Here is a 16,128-nt window from a genome sequence, read left to right as displayed (position 1 = left end):
TCACAAATCGACGCCGGGAATGGCTCAATCGAGGCTGGCTGGGCGAGACGGGATACCGCTGACGTGTGCGGTCTCGACTGGAGCGCGTCCGGACGGCACAACGGGGCCAATACTCCGCGTAGCAGATCGCAACCTAGAACGATCTTCCCGGGGCCCTGTCGTTTTCCGGCAGGTTCCCCTACCGTTCCCACAACTGGGTGGTCGTGGCGCTGCGGGTCCTGTTCGACGAGATGATTCTCGCGCCGAACGCCGGTGTACCTGGCGATTCAGCTTCCCTTCACCCCGGAGACCGACTTCTCCAACCTCCAGTTCGTCGCTCTGGCCGCCGACGCCCTGGCCGCCGACGACATCATCAGCGCCATCCGGGGCGACAACCCCGGCCGCGAGATCGAGATCGTCGACCGCGGCGCCTACGTGCGGATACAGGGGGACGGTCGGCTCGTGCTCACCGAGACGTCGCTGCGCCGCCACCTCGGTCCCACGTTCGGGATCCGGTCCCTGGGCACGATGCTGGCCTCGTTCGCAGGCGACATCAGCACCTGGAACGACCGTGTCGAATGGGTGGCCGAACCCATCTGCCGCTCCAGCGGCGCACCCTCACCCCGGACCTGGAGCGCGTTCGGTGACCTGCGCCGGCGCCCCTGGAACAGGATCCGTCCTCCCCCGCGAACCGGTGGTTCACCACCCACCGAGACGGCTTCCCCCTGGCGGTGGCGGACTGGGACACCTTCCGGGACCCGGACGCGCTGGTGTATCGGGAGTACGTCGCGAGGCAGCGCGACCAGGAGACCAAGACTCAGGGTGTGCTGGAGGAGTACGCCGCGAACGGGGCTGCGACCCAATTGACCCGCGGTGGCGGCCCGTGCTGGCGACCTGCTTCACCCTGACCCGCTACCCGGTGCACGGTGCCCAGCAGATCGAGGCCTACGTCGGCCATCTCGCGCCGTCGTCGTACATCACGAATGTGGCCGCCTTCTCGACCGCGGACCTGCTGCGCCGCCTGCGCGTCCTGGCCCGCTTTGCCGTGGCGGACCGGGACGCCAACACCCAGGTCCTGCAGAGCTGGATCGACACCTGGACGCCGGCCGCCGCCGGCCTGCCAGCTGCCGCACCCTGCGGGCAGTGACCGATGGAACCGACCACGACCACGACCACGAACGGGGACGGCTGGGCCCCGGCGCTGCCTCGCGTCCTCCGGCGCCGGGCACAACCCGACGGACACCCGACTGACCCCGCTGCCCTGCCGACTACACGACGACGTCATCGAGGTCCGACCCACCCCCGTCAGACACCGCCATGCCAAGGCACTCACAATCACCGACTCGGCGTGGGCTCACTCATGGAAGACCTACAGGGAGGCTACGGCTTCCTGGCGACTCCGCCGTACACGCTGACCTGGGCATCGGTGAGGCCGGCCGGGTCGGGGCCGGCCGGGCGCCAGCGATGGACCAGCTCGACGCCCGGATCGATCAGCTCCAGCCCGCCGAACAGACCCTCGACCTCGGTGCGGCTGCGCAGCCGCACGGTGATTCCCTGCTTCTCGTAGGCGACGGCGAGGTCCTGCGTGGCCGGGTCGTAGTCGGCGGTGCCGTTGGTGAGGATCAGGTAGCTGCCCGACGGCAGCGCGTCGACGAGACGACCGATGATGCCGGGCGGATCATCCGAGTCCGGAACGAAGTGAAACAGTGCGATCATCGACAGCGCGACGGGCCGGGTCAGGTCGAGGGTCTCGCGCAGCTCCGGGGCATCCAGGATGCTCTGCGGGTCATGGAGATCGGCATCGAGGTAAGCGGTCCGCCCCTGCGGGGTGCTGGCCAGCAGCGCGAGCATGAGCGAGGACGATCGGATCGTTGTCCGTGTAAACGACCCGCGTCTGCGGGGCGACGGCCTGGGCGATCTCGTGCACGTTCGGACTGGTGGGAATGCCGGTACCGATGTCAAGAAACTGCCGGATCCCGGCCTCCCCGGCAAGATGGCGAATCGCCCGCACCATGAACGCACGATTCTGCCGGGCCGCAAGCGAAGCGTTCGGGAAAGCCGCACTCGCCTGCTCCGCAGCCACCCGGTCAGCCGGGAAATTATCCTTCCCACCAAGAAAATAGTCGTAGATCCGAGCCGTATGCGGCCTGTCCGTCCTCAGATCGATCGACGGATGCTCCTCAGCCAGCGACCTCCACCACGGCCCGACCTCCACCTGCCCACCATCCGCATCCGGATCCACCGCCACCAGCCCTCCCAAATCGGGATGATCCTTACGAATCACCCTAGCCGCAGCGGGTTTCACCCGCATCCGGGGTTTACGGGGCCGCGGTCAGCGGGCGATGCGCACACCGCCCACCGTCGGGAAGACGTTGACCGGCGTCTGGTAGGTCCGGTCCGGATCGGCGACCCCGGTGCCCCACGACCGGCGACCGGTGGCAGGCGTCTGACCCAAACCTGGCAGTATTATGCCAGAATTTGCGGAGTCGCCGTGCCACAGAGAGAATCGGACGTGGTCTCCACGCCTCCCCCGATGCCCCGCAGTTCCGCCCGAGGCTCCCGATGAGCACCCTGCGCGGCGAGCCGCGCGTCAAGGATCTGTCCGCCGGTCTGCCGCCCGAGCGCGAGCAGGTCGTCACGTCCTGCCCGCCCGTGCCGGCCTGGACCGAGAACCTCCTGTTCACCCCTTACGACCCGACCCACAACATCGGCATGTGGCTGCACCTGGGCACCGTGGCCGACGCCTGGGAGCTGTGGGAGGACCGCGCGCTCGTCACGTTGCCGGACGGCGAGGGCGTGCTGTCGATGTGGGCCTACCACCGCACCGATCCGGCGCGCCGCCCGGCCGGCGCCAACCTGCGCTTCGAGTGCCTGGAGCCCTTCCGGCGCTGGCGGGTCACCTTCGACGGCTTCTGCCTGCGCACGCCGCAGGAGAGCATGCGCACCGGTCTCGTCCGCGACGGCGAGAAGGTCCGTCTGCAGCTCGACCTGGACATCGAGTGCGCGACGCCCGTGTGGGACGCACACACCGCGGCCGCGGCGGCGACCGGCCGCGGCGGCATGGACCAGCAGCAGTGGGCGAAGGAGCACTACGAGCAGCTCTACCGGGCCCGCGGCACGGTGCGCTGGGGCCGGCGCGAGGTCACCTTCGACGACACCGGCTGGCGTGACCATTCCCGGGGCCCGCGCGGAGACGACTCGGTCAACGGCTGGGGCGGGCACGTCATCGCCGGCTGCCTGTTCCCGGGCACCGGCCGCGCATTCGGGCTCTCCCGCTACTGGTCGACCGACGGGACGGTGACGCTGGAGGGTGGCTACGTCGTCGAGGCCGGCGAGCTGACGCATGCCCAGGTGGTCGACGTACCCCGGCTCGACGGGCTGGTCGCCAGCGGCGAGGTGCTGCCGTTCGGCCTCGCCCGGCAGGATCGGCGCCTGGAGCTGACCGCGACCACCCGGACCGGGCTGTGGACCACGTTTGCCGGCGGCCTTCCCTACGGCGTCGCCTCCCCCGGCCGGGCGTACGCTATCAATTGGACGTCCTGCGACTGGGACGGCGACGTGGGCCACGTCTACGTCGAGCGCTCTGACCTGCGGGCCCGCTAGCTGTCGGAGACGAGGGGGGCCCGGTGGACGGCACGCCGGTGCGCGACGGCGCGCAGCCGGTGCGGGCCCGCCCCGCCGCGTGGTCCGAGCACAAGGCCCGGGTTCGCCGGGCGCTCGTCGACGCCGCGCTGGAGCTGTTCGCCGAGCAGGGCTACGAGTCCACCTCCACCGAGCAGGTCGCCGCGCGCGCCGGCGTCTCACCCCGGACCTTCTTCCGCTACTTCGCGACGAAGGAGTCCGTGCTCTTCTTCGGCGAGGACGACTACTTCCGTTCCTTCGTCGGCGTGTACCTGGCCCAGCCGGAGTCGCTGAGCGAGTTCCAGGCGATGCGGGCCGCCTTCGTCACGCTCGCGCCCGGCGTGGCCCGCCTGCGGGAGCGGATCAGGCTTTACCACGTCGCCGTCGCCTCGTCGTTCCTGCTGCGCGGCAAGGAACACGACAACCAGCAGGGCAATCTGGCGCTCGTCGCGCGGGCGGTCGCCACCCGCCGCGGTCTCGTGCAGCCCGACGAGAGCTGCGAGCTGCTGGCCGCGATCGGGATCCTGGCCGAACAGCGCGCGATGCAGCGCTGGCTGCAGGGCGCGCCGTCGCGCAGCCTCGGGTCCTACGTCACCGCCGAGTTCGCCACGCTAGCCGATCTCATGGCCCCCGCCGCGCAGTGAGCGGAAGAACGCTCGGACGTCCTCGGCGAACAGCTCCGGTTGCTCCAGCGCGGCGAAGTGGCCGCCGCGGGGCAGTTCGTGCCAGTACCGCAGGTCGTAGTGCGCCTCGACGCAGCGCCGGGGCGGCGTGAAGATCTCCCTCGGGTAGACCGCGACCCCCGTCGGCACGGTGACCGGCCGGTCCGGGGCGTCGAACAGGCCGGCCCGCATCGACTCGCGGTAGAGGCGCACCGACGAGCCGATCGTGCCGGTCACCCAGTAGGTGGTGATGTTGGTGAGCAGATCGTCGCGGCTGATCGCCTTCTCCACGTCGCCGTCGCAGTCGCTCCAGGCCCGGAACTTCTCGACGATCCAGCCGGCCAGGCCCGCGGGCGAGTCGGCCAGGCCGTGGGCAAGCGTCTGCGGCTTGGTGCCCTGGATGGCCTGATAGCCGGTCTCGGTCTGGGTGAAGCGCGCAACGCTGTCCATCGCGGCGCGCTCGGTGGCACTCAGCGCCGCCATGGTGGCCTCGTCGGGCGGCGGCGCCAGGACCAGGTTGAAATGGATGGCCAGTAGCCGGTCCGGATGGTGCGCGCCGAGGAGGCTGGCGGCGATCCCACCCCAGTCGCCGCCCTGGGCGGCGAAGCGCTGATAGCCCAGTCGGGCCATCAGCTCGACGAGGGCGTCGGCCGCCCGACGGATGTGCCAGCCACCCTCGCGGGTCGGCCCGGACCAGCCGTATCCCGGCAGGGACGGGCAGACGACATGGAACGCCTCGGCAGGGTCGCCGCCGTGGGCGGGCGGATCGACCAACCGGTCGATGACGTCGAGGAACTCGATGACCGATCCGGGCCAGCCGTGGATGAGCAGCAGCGGCACGGCGCCGGGATGCGGCGACCGAGCGTGAATGGCGTGGACGGGCGTTCCGTCGACGGTGGTGAGAACGTGCGGACACCGATTGATCCGGGCCTCGGCGGCCCGCCAGTCGAAACCGTCCGCCCAGTATTCGCACAGGTCCCGCAGGTAGGCCAGATCGGTGCCGTATTCCCAGCCTGTTCCGGGAATCTGCCCGGTCCAGCGGGTGCGCCGCAACCGGTCGCCCAGATCGTCGAGAACGGCCTGATCCGTGCGGACCGTGAACGGCTGCGGTGAGGAATCGGTCTGCGGCATCGCGGCGCACCTCCTGTTTCCCCGGATGCGGCCCGACGGGGACAACTGGCCAGCCGCGGAGGCGCGCCGGATCGCCACTCGGCGTCGGTCACTTCCTGACATCTGACTGCCAGTGCTGAGGAGATGATCGGACTCGGGATCTCCAGACTATGAACGACGACACCGGGCCGCGCAAGAGATCAGATCAGAATGCCTTTACCGAGGTCAGGACCGGGCAAGCCGAGCCCTCCCGCACGGACGATCAGGCATTAACTCTGACAGTTCACTGCCATATAGTGCGTCGGCATCATCGCCGGCCGTCGGGTCCGCCGCGATCCCGCCGCCCGCCGGTCGGCGCAGGTGATGACCGTTCCCGCGACCAGCCGATTGGCGGACGTTCCGGTCCGACGCGACATCCGCGGGCGACGGTGGCTCCTTTGTGGTGTTCGGCGAGAAATCTCGCCGAACACGTATTCGTCCCCGCCGCGAGGAGGACACGTTGCCGGAGGTAACGAACGCCAGCTACATCGAATCCGGGCTGCCGACACGGGACCGCCAGCGCGATCCGGAAAAGACGCTGCAGGCGCTCGAGACCTGGTTTTCGGCGGCCCTGCCGCACCGGTCCGATCTGCGCGTCACCGAGGTGACGCTGCCCAGAACCGGCGGGGTGGCCAACGAGACGTTGCTGTGCGAGGCGAGCTGGACCGAGGCGGGGGTGGCCCGCTCGGCGGGCTATGTCGTGCGGGTCAACTCCCCCGACTTCCTGTACAAGGACGCCGACCTCACCGTCCACGCCGAGATGTACCGGGTGTTGGGCCGCGAGCCGGGCATTCCGGTTCCCGTGGTCGTCGGCATGGAGACGGACACCGGCGTCCTCGGCGAGGCGTTCTTCGTCATGGAACGCATCGAGGGTCGCGTGCCCGGGGACACCCCGCCGTTCCACACCACCGGCTGGGTGCACGACCTGGCCCCGGGCGATCGCGCCGTGCGGTGGCGCAACGCGGTCGAGGTCATGGCCCGGCTGCACCAGGTCGATCCGGCGAAGGTGGCGTTCCTCGACCGTCCGCGCCTCGGCCCCGACGGCCTGCGGCAGGATCTCGCGCACTGGTTCGACGTCGCGTCCTGGGTGGCACGGGGACGCACCGATCCGGTGATCGCCGCGGCCGAGCGGTGGCTACGCGCGCACGTCCCGCCCACCCACGTCACCGCCCTGGCCCGGGGCGACTCCCGGCTGCCAAACCTGATGTTCCACGGGCTCGACGTGGCGGCGGTCTTCCACTGGGACATGGTGTGCCTGGCCGGCGCCGAATCGGACCTCGCCTGGTGGACGGTCATGGACTACAGCAGCACGGAGTCGATCGACGTCGAGCGATTACCGGGCATTGGCAGCCCGGCGCAGACCGTGCGCCGATGGCAGGAGCTCGTCGGCCGCGACGCCGCGAACCTGGACTTCCACCTCGTCTACGCGTCCTACCGGCTGGCCGTGATCATGCGGCGGCTGGGCGACCTGTACGGGGCGACGGGTGCGATGGCGCCGGAGACGATCGAGGAGCTGCGCACCAACAACTTCGGGCAGCAGTACCTCGTCCAGATTCTCGACCTTCCTCATCCGCACCCGGTCACCATGACCTGGCCGGGCCTGGAGATCTGAACCCACCGCGGCAGCACCAGGGCTGGGCCGAGGGCTGGACCCCACCGACGCGCGCGGCTACGATTCCGGCAGTCCAATGTCAGAAACTCGCGGCGAGGCAGCGGCGTCGGCGCCGCGTCGAGACGTGGGAACGCGGCGGGAGGGACAGTGAGTCGTTCGTTAGAGGGCGCGGCCGTCGTCGGGATCGGGCGGTCGCCGTTCATGCGCTCCTCGGGGCGCACCACGCTGTCGATGGCCGCGCAGGCCGCGCGGGAGGCGCTCGCCGACTGCGGGCTCACCGCCGCGGACGTCGACGGCTTCACCTGTTACTCGACGGGTGACAGCGCCGGCCCGAGCCAGGTCGCCCACGCCATCGGGGTCGACGATCTCGGGTGGAGCCTGAGCGTCCTGGGCGGCGGCAACATCGTCACCTCGACCGTCGCGGGTGCCGCCGCGGCGGTGCTGTCCGGCCAGGCCGAGGTGGTCGTCGTCTACCGGGTGCTCGGCTCGCAGACCCGGTACGGCCGGGCGCTGGAACGGATCGAGGTCGACGGCGAGGGGCAGTTCGCGGGGCCGCACGGCTACCTCGTGCCGCCCCAGTGGTTCGCGATGTTCTGCCGTCGCCACCAGTTACGAGTACGACTCCACCGCGGCGGACCTGGGCGCCATCGCGGTGCAGGAACGTGACCATGCGGTGCGCAACCCGCACGCGGTGGCCCGCTCCCCCATCACCCTCGACGACTACCTGAACAGCCGCTGGATCAGCGAGCCGTTCCGGCTGTTCGACTGCTGCTACAAGATCGACGGCGCGGTGGCCATCGTGGTGACCAGCGCCGAGCGGGCGGCGGACCTGCCGCACCGTCCCGTCCACCTGCTCGGCGCCGCCGACAGCAACCGCTTCGGCGGCTCGGTCGACCAGTGGGACGACCTGAGCTGCATGTACTCCCGGGACACCGCGCCCCGGCTGTGGTCGCGCACCGGGCTGCGCCCCGCCGACATCGACGTCGCCTGCATGTACGACTGCTTCACCTTCACCGTGATGGCGACCTTCGAGGACTTCGGGTTCTGCGCCAAGGGCGAGGTGGGCGACTACTTCCGCTACTTCCGCGCCAGCCGGGCCACCTACGGCGGCGACGTCGTCGTCAACCCGCACGGCGGCCTGCTGTCCGAGGGCTACATCCACGGCCTGAACCACCATTACGAGGCGGTCCTGCAACTGCGCGGGGACGCCGGGGACCGCCAGGTGCGCGGCGCCGAGACGGCGCTGGTCACCTCCGGCGCCGGCCCCTTCGGCGGCGCCCTCGTCTACGGGACGGCGGCGCTGTGACCACGACGCAAGGGGAGAGCCCGGCCGTGCGGGCCGATCCGCTCAGCCTCCCGCCGCAGCCGGTGCCGGACGCGGTGACCGCGCCCTTCTGGGCGGCCCTGGCCGAGGGCCGGCTCGCCATGTGCCGCTGCGGGGACTGCGGGCTGTGGCTGCAACCACCACTCGAACGCTGCCGGCTGTGCGCGGGGCCGACCCGGTTCGCCGACGTCGTCGGCACCGGCACCGTCTACTCCATTCATCGTCCAGCATCGGGCGACCGTGCCCGGCTACCTCGACGACCTGCCCTACGTCGTGGCTCTCGTCGAACTCGACGAGCAGGCCGGCCTGGCGCCTGCCCGCCCGGATCGTCGGCGTCGACCCGGCGCAGGTGCGCTGCGGCCTGCGGGTGCGGGCGGAGTTCGCCGACCTGCCCGGCGGGGACTTCACCGTCGCGGTCTTCCGCCCGGTGGACGGCCTCTGACCGCGGCCGGCCCGGCTTATCGCACCGATTAAAGAGTTTGGGGGCGCACGGTGGATCGCGCGCGCGTGGATCTGCGGCGATAGTGTCGGCTGACATGAGAGCCGTGGGAGTGGTCAAGTTCGGCGGGCCGGAGGCCCTGCGCATCGTGGACGTACCCGAGCGGCATGCCGGTCCGGGCGAGGTCCGGATCCGGTCCGCCGCCGCCACCGTGAGTCCGACGGACACCTTCACCCGCAACGGTGACCGGGCGAAATGGCTGTCGAAATGGGCGCCGCCGTACGTGCCGGGGATGGATGTCGCCGGCGTCCTCGACGAGATCGGCGAGGGGGTGTCGACGGATCTCGCGATCGGCGACCACGTGATGGCCATCGTCATCCCCGCCGCATCGAACGGCGGCTACGCCGAGCAGGTGGTGGTGCCCGCCGAGTCCGTCGCGCGGGTCCCCGCGGGCTTCGACGACGTGGCCGCGTCGACGCTGCCGATGAACGGGCTCACCGCGCGGCTGGCGCTCGACCTGCTGGGCCTCACCGCCGGTCAGACGCTGGCGGTGACGGGGGCGGCCGGCTGCTTCGGCGGCTACACCGTCCAGCTTGCCAAGGCCGACGGTTTGCGCGTCGTCGCCGACGCCTCCGAGGCCGACGAGGAGCTCGTCCGGACGCTCGGCGCCGACCTCGTTGTCCGCCGCGGCGACGACGTCGCGCGGCGGATCCGGGCGGCGGTGCCCGCCGGAGTGGACGGACTGGCCGACGGCTCGATCCAGAACGACGCCCTGCTCGGCGCGATCCGCGACGGCGGCGGGTTCGCCGCCGTCCGCCCGTTCCAGGGCGAGACCGAGCGCGGCATCACGATCCATAACGTATGGGTGCGCTCCTATGCACGCGAGCAGGCCAAGCTTGACCGGTTGCGCCAGCTCGTCGAGGAGGGCGCCGTCACCCTGCGGGTGGCGAAGGCGATTCCGGTCGAGCAGGCCGCCGAAGCACACCGCGTCCTGGAGAAGGGCGGCACCCGCGGCCGGCTCGTGCTGACCTGGTGAGCCGTGGGTCCGGCACGCGAAACCAGCCGGACGACAGGCCGAGGCATCACTCTGACGGCGCCGAGCTGCAGCGATGGCGGTTCGGCGCCCCGGAGGTGGCCGTCATTTCGAGGTAGGGTTCTGTCGAGGCGTAAACCGGCGGCGGGGACCTGCCGGCGTTGCGCCGGCCGGAGCAGTGTCGAAGGCAGACACCGGAATCACACCGTTCGAACTACAGCCCAATCACAGGCCACGCCCGAGCCTGCCGACGGCCACATCGAATTGACATACACTGCCTGCACACAACGGCGGCGGCATCGGTAGCCAATTCTCACCCGCCAACAAAACAGACCATCTTTGATCAACGCCAGTTGCGCAAAACTCTCGTAGGCTGGCTGTGCACAGGCGGGGCCTCAACCGTGTCGCCACAGGTGAGCGGAGCTGGGCCTGAGCCTCTCCGCTCATGGCGAGAGAGACCCAACGCGGCCGGCCGAATATTACGGTGCGTAGCCACCGGCCGGACACGGCGTTCCCGTTTCCGGCGGGCATGGAAGCCACTGATCATGTGCAACTGATGCGCGTGCGGCCGCAACAGCTCGTTGCACTCTGTCCCAGATACGCCCAGCACGGTGTGATGTGTCCACCGGCGGACGCGCAGCCCGCTTCCCAGCTACCGAGGCGAGGAGGACACCTGATGATGTCGACGGGATCCTCCTCCTGGGATGTCGGATTCCGCCGAGGGTGGCTGCCCCACCCGCACTCGATCACCCACTGCGATGGGCGGATCGCCGCGCGGGTCTTCATGGGCGGTGAGGCACACCGGGAGAGGACCACAGGCACTGCACGTACAGGTCCTCTCCCGGACCCTGCCCGCACGCCGGGCACCAGCACCGAACACGCGCACCGGGTCTGCATCCGCCGGTCATCCGCCGGTACGGGCCCGACCACCTCATCTCCCACCCCCGCATCGGGCCTGCGATGGGCCGCATGCGGCCCCCGGTGGACCGTTGCCGCGGGCGGACTGGCCAGGACGGGAGACGAACCCATGGACGGGCGGGTGGGACAGGGTGACTGTACGGCCAGGACCGCGGTGGATCCGCCGCTTCGTTGGCGGCGACCAGCCTGCGCCCCCGGGCTGAAGTTCGCCAACCAGCAGGCCGACGTGGTCATCCGGTACCGCTACGCCGGGCGGATCCACGAGGTCCGGGTGCCCGTCGCACTGTGGGCCCCGTTCGTCCACGACGTTCGCGCCGGCGTGTTCGACCGACTGACCGCGCACGACGGAGCCCTCGGCTGGACCTCCTGGGGAGCCGGCAGCGGCCAGGTCGCCAGAAGCCTGCCGGACGAGGTGATCGTCCGCTTCCTCCACCTCGGAACCATGCGGGAGAACCGGCTGCCGCAGACGATCTGGGACCAGATCCTGGTAGCCGTCCGCGCCCACGCCATCGACGATCTGGACGCCGGCGCGGACGAGGCCACCGCCGAACGACGCCCCACCGGCTTCCGCACCGTGCACGGCAGCGCCCTCCCGCTGGTCCGCCAGCGCGAGGGTGGCGCCGAGCGATTCCGCAACACGCAACCGCGCCCCCACCACAGCCACCCCGCCCGCTAGCCGGCTCGCCGCGGTCCGCGGAGGGCGGACCGCGGCGGGGCCCGCACGACGGCCGCGCGGATCGGACCTGCACCGGTCCCACCGCGTCGGACCTGCGGGCTGCCCGCCGCGCCCCTCACGGCGGGCAGCCCGCCAGATCTCCGCACCCGCCACCCGCCACCCGCACCACGCCGGATGCACCACCCCCAGACCGGCTGCCCGCCGACATCCCAGCGCCGGCGTCCGACCCCCCGGAACCCCCACCGGCGAGCGGGTCCGTCATGGCGCCCACCGGCGGGCAGCCACCCTCCTCCACCACGACCACCGTCCGCTGACCACTCCCCCACCGGTGGCGGCCGCCGCGTCACCCCCATCCGCCAGGGACGCCGGCGGATGCGCGGCGCCGCCGCCGGACCCCCATCCACCGGGGTCCGCCGTGCCCGACGGCGGACCCCGGTGGATGCCGCCGGATTCGTGGGGCGTTGCCCGGCGGCACGCGCAATCCGGCCACCGGCCGGTTCCCCCTGCGTCGTGCCGGGCGCGCCGATACTGACCCGAGCCCGGCGCGACCGGAGCCCGGCGAGCGCGACGACAGGGGGCCGATCGTGGCGTTGCCTGGCAGCCCGGCGGGCCGGGAAACCCCGACGGCCGGAGAGCCCGGGATCGCCGGGGCCGCCCGGGCAGCAACCGAACAGCCCGGTGCCACCGAAAAACCTGGTGCCGCCGAGGCGGTCCGCATCGACCTGGAGGGCGTCGGGAAGCGTTACGACGGCGGGACGACCGGCGTCACGGCGCTCGCGGACGTCACCCTGCGGGTCGGCTCGCACTGCCTGCTGGTGATCTTGGGGCCGTCGGGCTGCGGCAAGACGACGTTGCTCAACGTGATCGGCACGCTGGACACTCCTACCACCGGCACGGTGCGGCTGGAAGGCGTCGACGTCACAGCTGCGTCCCGGCGGATCCGGCGGGAGGTCCGCCGCCGGGCGGTCAGCTTCGTGTTCCAGTCGTTCAACCTCTTCCCGGCGCTCACCGCACGGGAAAACGTCCGTTTCGGCGCGGACGTCGCCGGGCGGGACCGGGCCGACGAGGTCACCGACGAGGTGCTCGTCGGGGTCGGACTCGCCGAGCGCGCCACGCACTTCCCGCACCAGCTTTCCGGCGGGGAGCAGCAGCGGGTGGCGATCGCCCGCGCCATCGCCACCGGCAATCCGATCCTGCTCGCCGACGAGCCGACCGGCGAGCTGGACTTCACCACCGGCGTGCGCATCCTGGAGCTGCTGCGCGGCCAGTCCGAGCAGGGCCGGACCGTCCTCGTCGTCACCCACAACCGGGAGATCGCCCGGATCGCGGACCGGGTGGTCGAGCTGTCCGGCGGGCGGATCGTCCACGACGGTCCGCCGCCCGGCGGCCGGCTGCCGGCGGCGGAGCTGCGCTGGTGACCGGGTAAGCGGGTGGACGGACGGATGACATCACCTGGGCTGTGGTGGCGCTGGTCGCTGCGTGAGCTGCGCCAACGCCTGCTGCTCGTGGTCGCGATCGCGATCATGATCGGCCTCGGCACGGGGCTCTACGCCGGGCTGACCAGCTCCTCGCACTGGCGGCGGCAGTCCTACGACGCCAGCTACGCCCGACTGAACGTCCACGACCTGCGCGTCGCCGTCGGGGCCGGGGCCACGGTGGCGCAGGGACGGCTCGCGGCGGTGGTCCGGTCGTTGCCGTCCGCGGCGGCCGTCACCGGCGACGTCGAACGGCTGGTGCTGCCGACCGAGATCGACGCCTCCCGCCCCGGGCACACCGTGCTCTCCCGCGGCGAGCTGGTCGGCATCGACCTGACCGCCCGGCCGCCGGTCGACGCGGTGTCGGTGGCCCGGGGTCGTGGGCTCGTCCCTGCCGACCAGGGACGTGACGTCGGCATCCTGGACCGTACCTTCGCCCTTGCGAACCACCTGCCCCCGAGCGGCACCGTGCGGACCAGCGGCGGCGGCCAGGTGCACTACGTCGGGCAGGGGCAGTCGCCGGAGTACTTCATCCTGCCCGGGGAGCAGCCGGGTCTGGTCACCCAGTCCGGCTTCGGGGTGCTCTACCTGTCGCTGCCGACCGCGCAGCGGCTCACCGGGCAACCCGGCGCCGTCAACGACCTGGTGCTCACCCTGCGGCCGGGCACGGACACCGGCGCATTCGCCGCCGAGCTGTCCCGGGCCCTGTCCGCGGCGCTGCCGGGCACCAGCGTGACGGTGACCGACCGAGACGACATCCAGACCCGGCGCATCCTCTACGACGACGTGAACAGCGACCAACGGCTGTGGGACGTGCTGGCCGTGGTCGTCCTGATCGGCGCGGTGTTCGCCGCCTTCAACCTGGTGGGACGGGTCGTCGACGCGCAGCGCCGGGAGATCGGCATCGGGATGGCCCTCGGGGTGCCGCCGCGGCGCCTTGCCCTGCGCCCGCTGCTGCTGGGCGTCCAGGTCGGGGTGCTCGGCGTGGTCGCCGGCGTCGTGGTGGGCCTCGTCGTGGGCGCCGCGATGGGCGCGCTGCTGCGCGGGGTATGGCCGCTGCCGGCGTGGCACACGAACTTCCAGGTCGGGGTGTTCGCCCGGGCGGCGGCCGTGGGCCTGGTCCTGCCGGTGCTCGCCGCCCTGCCGCCCGTGTGGCGGGCGGTGCGGGTGGAGCCGGTCCGGGCGATCCGGGCCAGCGCCGTGGCCGGCGGGTCGGAGCCGCTGGCCGGGCCGCTCGGCCGGCTGCGACTGCCAGGGGGCAGCCTCGCCCAGATGCCGCTGCGTAATCTGGCACGCGCCCCACGCCGGCTGCTGCTCACCGCCGTCGCGATCGCCGCGGTGATCACGGCTCTGGTGGTGTTCACCGGCGAGCTGGACACGTTCACCCGCACCACCGACCGGGCCGAGAGGGACCTGACGACCAGCGCCCCCGACCGACTGCGGGTGATACTGCCCCGGGTCGAGCCGGTGTCCTCGCCGACGGTGACCGCCGTGCGCCGCTCCCCCGCCGTCACCGAAACCGACCCGACGCTGGCGCTGCCCAGCCGCATCTTCGCCGCCGCCGGGGCCGGAAGCGGGCGCGGGATCGGGAACGGGCGCGGGGCCGGGGCCGGCAACGGGGCTGGGAACGGCGACGGCGCGACGGCCGAGCCCATCGACGTGCTCACCTACATCCTCGACATCGGGCACGGGTTGTGGTCGCCCTCCGTTGTCTCCGGATCCCGCACCGGCGGCGTGCTGATCGCCGAGAAAGCCGCCCACGACCTGGGCGTCCACCCCGGCGACACGATCACGCTGCGGCATCCGCAGCGGGTCGGCACGGGCTATCGGACCGTCGACACGCCGCTGCGGATCGCCGGCATCCACGCCTTCCCGGTGCGCTCGGTGGTGTTCCTCGACAACGCCGACGCCGGCGCGTTCCGGCTCGCCGGCACGACGAACGTCCTCGTCGTCCAGCCCGCTCCCGGGTATGGGCGGGACGCGGCGACCCGGACGCTGGCGGCGATCCCGGGGGTGGCGTCGGTGGCGTCGGCGACGGCGAGCATCGAGGAGATCCGGACCCTGCTGCGCAGCTTCGTCGGGATCCTGCGGATCGGCGAGGTGGTGGTGCTCCTGCTGGCCGCGCTCATCGCCTACAACGCGATGAGCATCGCCGTGGACGAGCGGCGCCGCGAGCACGCGACGATGCTCGCCTACGGCCTTTCCACCCGCACCGTGCTCGGTCTGACCGTCGCCGAGAGCGCGGTGATGGGCCTGGTCGGGACGCTGCTCGGGATCGCCGCCGGCTACTGGGCGCTGCGCTACACCGTGGAGGTGCTGCTCGCCGAGACGCTGCCCGACCTCGGCGTGCAGGCGATCCTGTCGGGCCGCACCCTGGCCGTCATCGTCCTGCTCGGCGTCGGCGCGGTGGCGATCGCGCCGCTGGCCGCGGCCCGCCGGATCCGCCGGATGGACGTCCCCTCAACCCTTCGGGTCATCGAGTAACCACCACACAGGGCCGGGCGGGCAGGATGAGGACCGCCGGCTTCGTACAGGGGTTCGTGCTGTTCCTGTCGTTCCACCTGGACCTGGGCCTGCCGTTCGGCGGCTTCCGCGCCATCGGCGGGGCCGTCGCGGTCGGCTTCTGGCTGTTCCTGCTGCACCTGATCGTCCTCGTCGGCTACAGCCTCGCCCTACGCCTCGACGAACGCGACGGCGTCCCGTGGGCGGAAGCGGGCCGCGACGATGTGACCCGGCCCCGGGAAACGTCATGACCATCAGAGCCAGCCCGGCAGCCGCCGTTGTGGGAAGCACTGCGGTGCGTTTTGTACGGTCCGCCGGCCCGGACCGTACAAAACGCACCGCAACAGGCACGGCCCCGAAACGGCTGTGAGCTGAGCCGGTGTGGGTGAGGGGCAGGTGCGGCGTGATGGGAAGGGGAACACGGCGCCGTACACCTCGTCGCCGGCGACCCAGGCCATGCGGGGGCCTCGGTGACGGTGGGAATCCCGCTTGCGAGGGCCTCGATGACCCGGTCTGCGGGGTGCGGACGTGCTGACAGATCGCGACGAGCCTGGCGTTACGGGCCGAGGTCACGGCGTCGCGGCCGAGCCGGTCGACGGTGATGCCGTACAGGCCGCCGGGGTTGGCCACCACCAGACGGTCCCGGAGGAGCCGTACCTCGACGGCGAGCCCGGCGGACTAGCCTGAGTTTCCATCGATCTTGGTCTCTTCCAAGCCTTTTCGTAGGTGAGAGAAAAA

The 16,128-nt window shown here is 71.6% G+C and carries 14 protein-coding genes and 3 pseudogenes; 13 read left to right on the top strand and 4 right to left on the bottom strand.

The genetic code is table 11. The features are described from left to right. Positions 1–252 precede the first annotated feature (252 nt). Entirely contained in the window at positions 253–846 is a 594-nt protein-coding gene (locus G6R25_RS25185; protein WP_205447083.1) for an MmoB/DmpM family protein, read from the top strand. Continuing rightward, positions 735–1,126 (top strand): annotated as a pseudogene (locus G6R25_RS25180) (ferritin family protein); the annotation flags it as partial. The gene G6R25_RS25185 and the pseudogene G6R25_RS25180, both read left to right, overlap by 112 nt. 233 nt (positions 1,127–1,359) lie before the next feature. Here G6R25_RS25180 and G6R25_RS12560 read toward each other — a convergent pair. Both G6R25_RS12560 and G6R25_RS28870 read right to left on the bottom strand, forming a co-directional pair. After that, positions 1,360–2,227, bottom strand: a pseudogene (locus G6R25_RS12560) (SAM-dependent methyltransferase). Between the two features lie 84 nt (positions 2,228–2,311). Further along, positions 2,312–2,434, bottom strand: coding sequence for a hypothetical protein (locus G6R25_RS28870; protein ID WP_268904132.1), 123 nt, complete (start codon positions 2,432–2,434; stop codon positions 2,312–2,314). Between the two features lie 107 nt (positions 2,435–2,541). On the opposite strand from G6R25_RS28870, the gene G6R25_RS12555 reads away from it, so the two are divergent. Together G6R25_RS12555 and G6R25_RS12550 are read left to right on the top strand one after the other, a co-directional pair. Further along, positions 2,542–3,582, top strand: a complete 1,041-nt coding sequence (locus tag G6R25_RS12555) for a 6-phosphofructokinase (RefSeq protein WP_163553122.1) — start codon at positions 2,542–2,544, stop codon at positions 3,580–3,582. A gap of 23 nt (positions 3,583–3,605) precedes the next feature. After that, positions 3,606–4,244 carry a TetR/AcrR family transcriptional regulator gene (locus tag G6R25_RS12550; RefSeq protein WP_205447082.1) on the top strand — a complete coding sequence of 213 codons (639 nt, stop codon included), beginning with the start codon at positions 3,606–3,608 and terminating at the stop codon, positions 4,242–4,244. Here the strand turns inward: G6R25_RS12550 and G6R25_RS12545 are convergent. Further along, positions 4,212–5,393, bottom strand: coding sequence for an epoxide hydrolase family protein (locus G6R25_RS12545; protein ID WP_136449506.1), 1,182 nt, complete (start codon positions 5,391–5,393; stop codon positions 4,212–4,214). The two genes, G6R25_RS12550 and G6R25_RS12545, sit on opposite strands and share 33 nt — an antisense overlap. A gap of 478 nt (positions 5,394–5,871) precedes the next feature. Here G6R25_RS12545 and G6R25_RS12540 point away from each other — a divergent pair, with 478 nt between their 5' ends. The 9 genes from G6R25_RS12540 (at position 5,872) to G6R25_RS12505 (ending at position 15,641) form a co-directional block, all read left to right on the top strand. Further along, the gene (locus G6R25_RS12540; protein ID WP_163553121.1) at positions 5,872–7,023 is read left to right on the top strand and encodes a phosphotransferase family protein; all 1,152 of its coding nucleotides are present in this window, start codon (positions 5,872–5,874) and stop codon (positions 7,021–7,023) included. A gap of 147 nt (positions 7,024–7,170) precedes the next feature. After that, positions 7,171–7,689: a beta-ketoacyl-[acyl-carrier-protein] synthase family protein gene (locus G6R25_RS31450; protein ID WP_235948214.1), complete on the top strand. Its 519-nt coding sequence runs from the start codon at positions 7,171–7,173 to the stop codon at positions 7,687–7,689. A gap of 7 nt (positions 7,690–7,696) precedes the next feature. Continuing rightward, complete coding sequence (locus G6R25_RS31445; RefSeq protein WP_235948212.1) at positions 7,697–8,329, top strand: thiolase family protein; 633 nt, start codon at positions 7,697–7,699, stop codon at positions 8,327–8,329. A gap of 145 nt (positions 8,330–8,474) precedes the next feature. After that, positions 8,475–8,789: a PhlB family protein gene (locus tag G6R25_RS12530; RefSeq protein ID WP_235948210.1), complete on the top strand. Its 315-nt coding sequence runs from the start codon at positions 8,475–8,477 to the stop codon at positions 8,787–8,789. 94 nt (positions 8,790–8,883) lie between these two features. After that, positions 8,884–9,822: an NADP-dependent oxidoreductase gene (locus G6R25_RS12525; protein WP_163553120.1), complete on the top strand. Its 939-nt coding sequence runs from the start codon at positions 8,884–8,886 to the stop codon at positions 9,820–9,822. A 1,036-nt stretch (positions 9,823–10,858) separates the two neighbouring features. After that, positions 10,859–11,413, top strand: coding sequence for a hypothetical protein (locus G6R25_RS12520; RefSeq protein WP_163553119.1), 555 nt, complete (start codon positions 10,859–10,861; stop codon positions 11,411–11,413). 584 nt (positions 11,414–11,997) lie between these two features. Continuing rightward, entirely contained in the window at positions 11,998–12,831 is an 834-nt protein-coding gene (locus tag G6R25_RS12515; protein ID WP_163553118.1) for an ABC transporter ATP-binding protein, read from the top strand. A 24-nt stretch (positions 12,832–12,855) separates the two neighbouring features. Next, positions 12,856–15,372, top strand: coding sequence for an ABC transporter permease (locus tag G6R25_RS28865; protein ID WP_163553117.1), 2,517 nt, complete (start codon positions 12,856–12,858; stop codon positions 15,370–15,372). A 26-nt stretch (positions 15,373–15,398) separates the two neighbouring features. Continuing rightward, positions 15,399–15,641, top strand: a complete 243-nt coding sequence (locus G6R25_RS12505) for a hypothetical protein (RefSeq protein WP_235948216.1) — start codon at positions 15,399–15,401, stop codon at positions 15,639–15,641. 328 nt (positions 15,642–15,969) lie between these two features. Here the strand turns inward: G6R25_RS12505 and G6R25_RS26950 are convergent. After that, a pseudogene (locus G6R25_RS26950) lies at positions 15,970–16,020 on the bottom strand (hypothetical protein); the annotation flags it as partial. Positions 16,021–16,128 lie beyond the last annotated feature (108 nt).

Origin of the sequence: Candidatus Frankia alpina (assembly GCF_902806485.1) — a bacterium.
Lineage (GTDB): Bacteria > Actinomycetota > Actinomycetes > Frankiales > Frankiaceae > Frankia > Frankia alpina.
The sequence above is the reverse complement of the archived record's forward strand: the minus strand, read 5'-3'. Positions and strand labels throughout refer to the sequence as shown.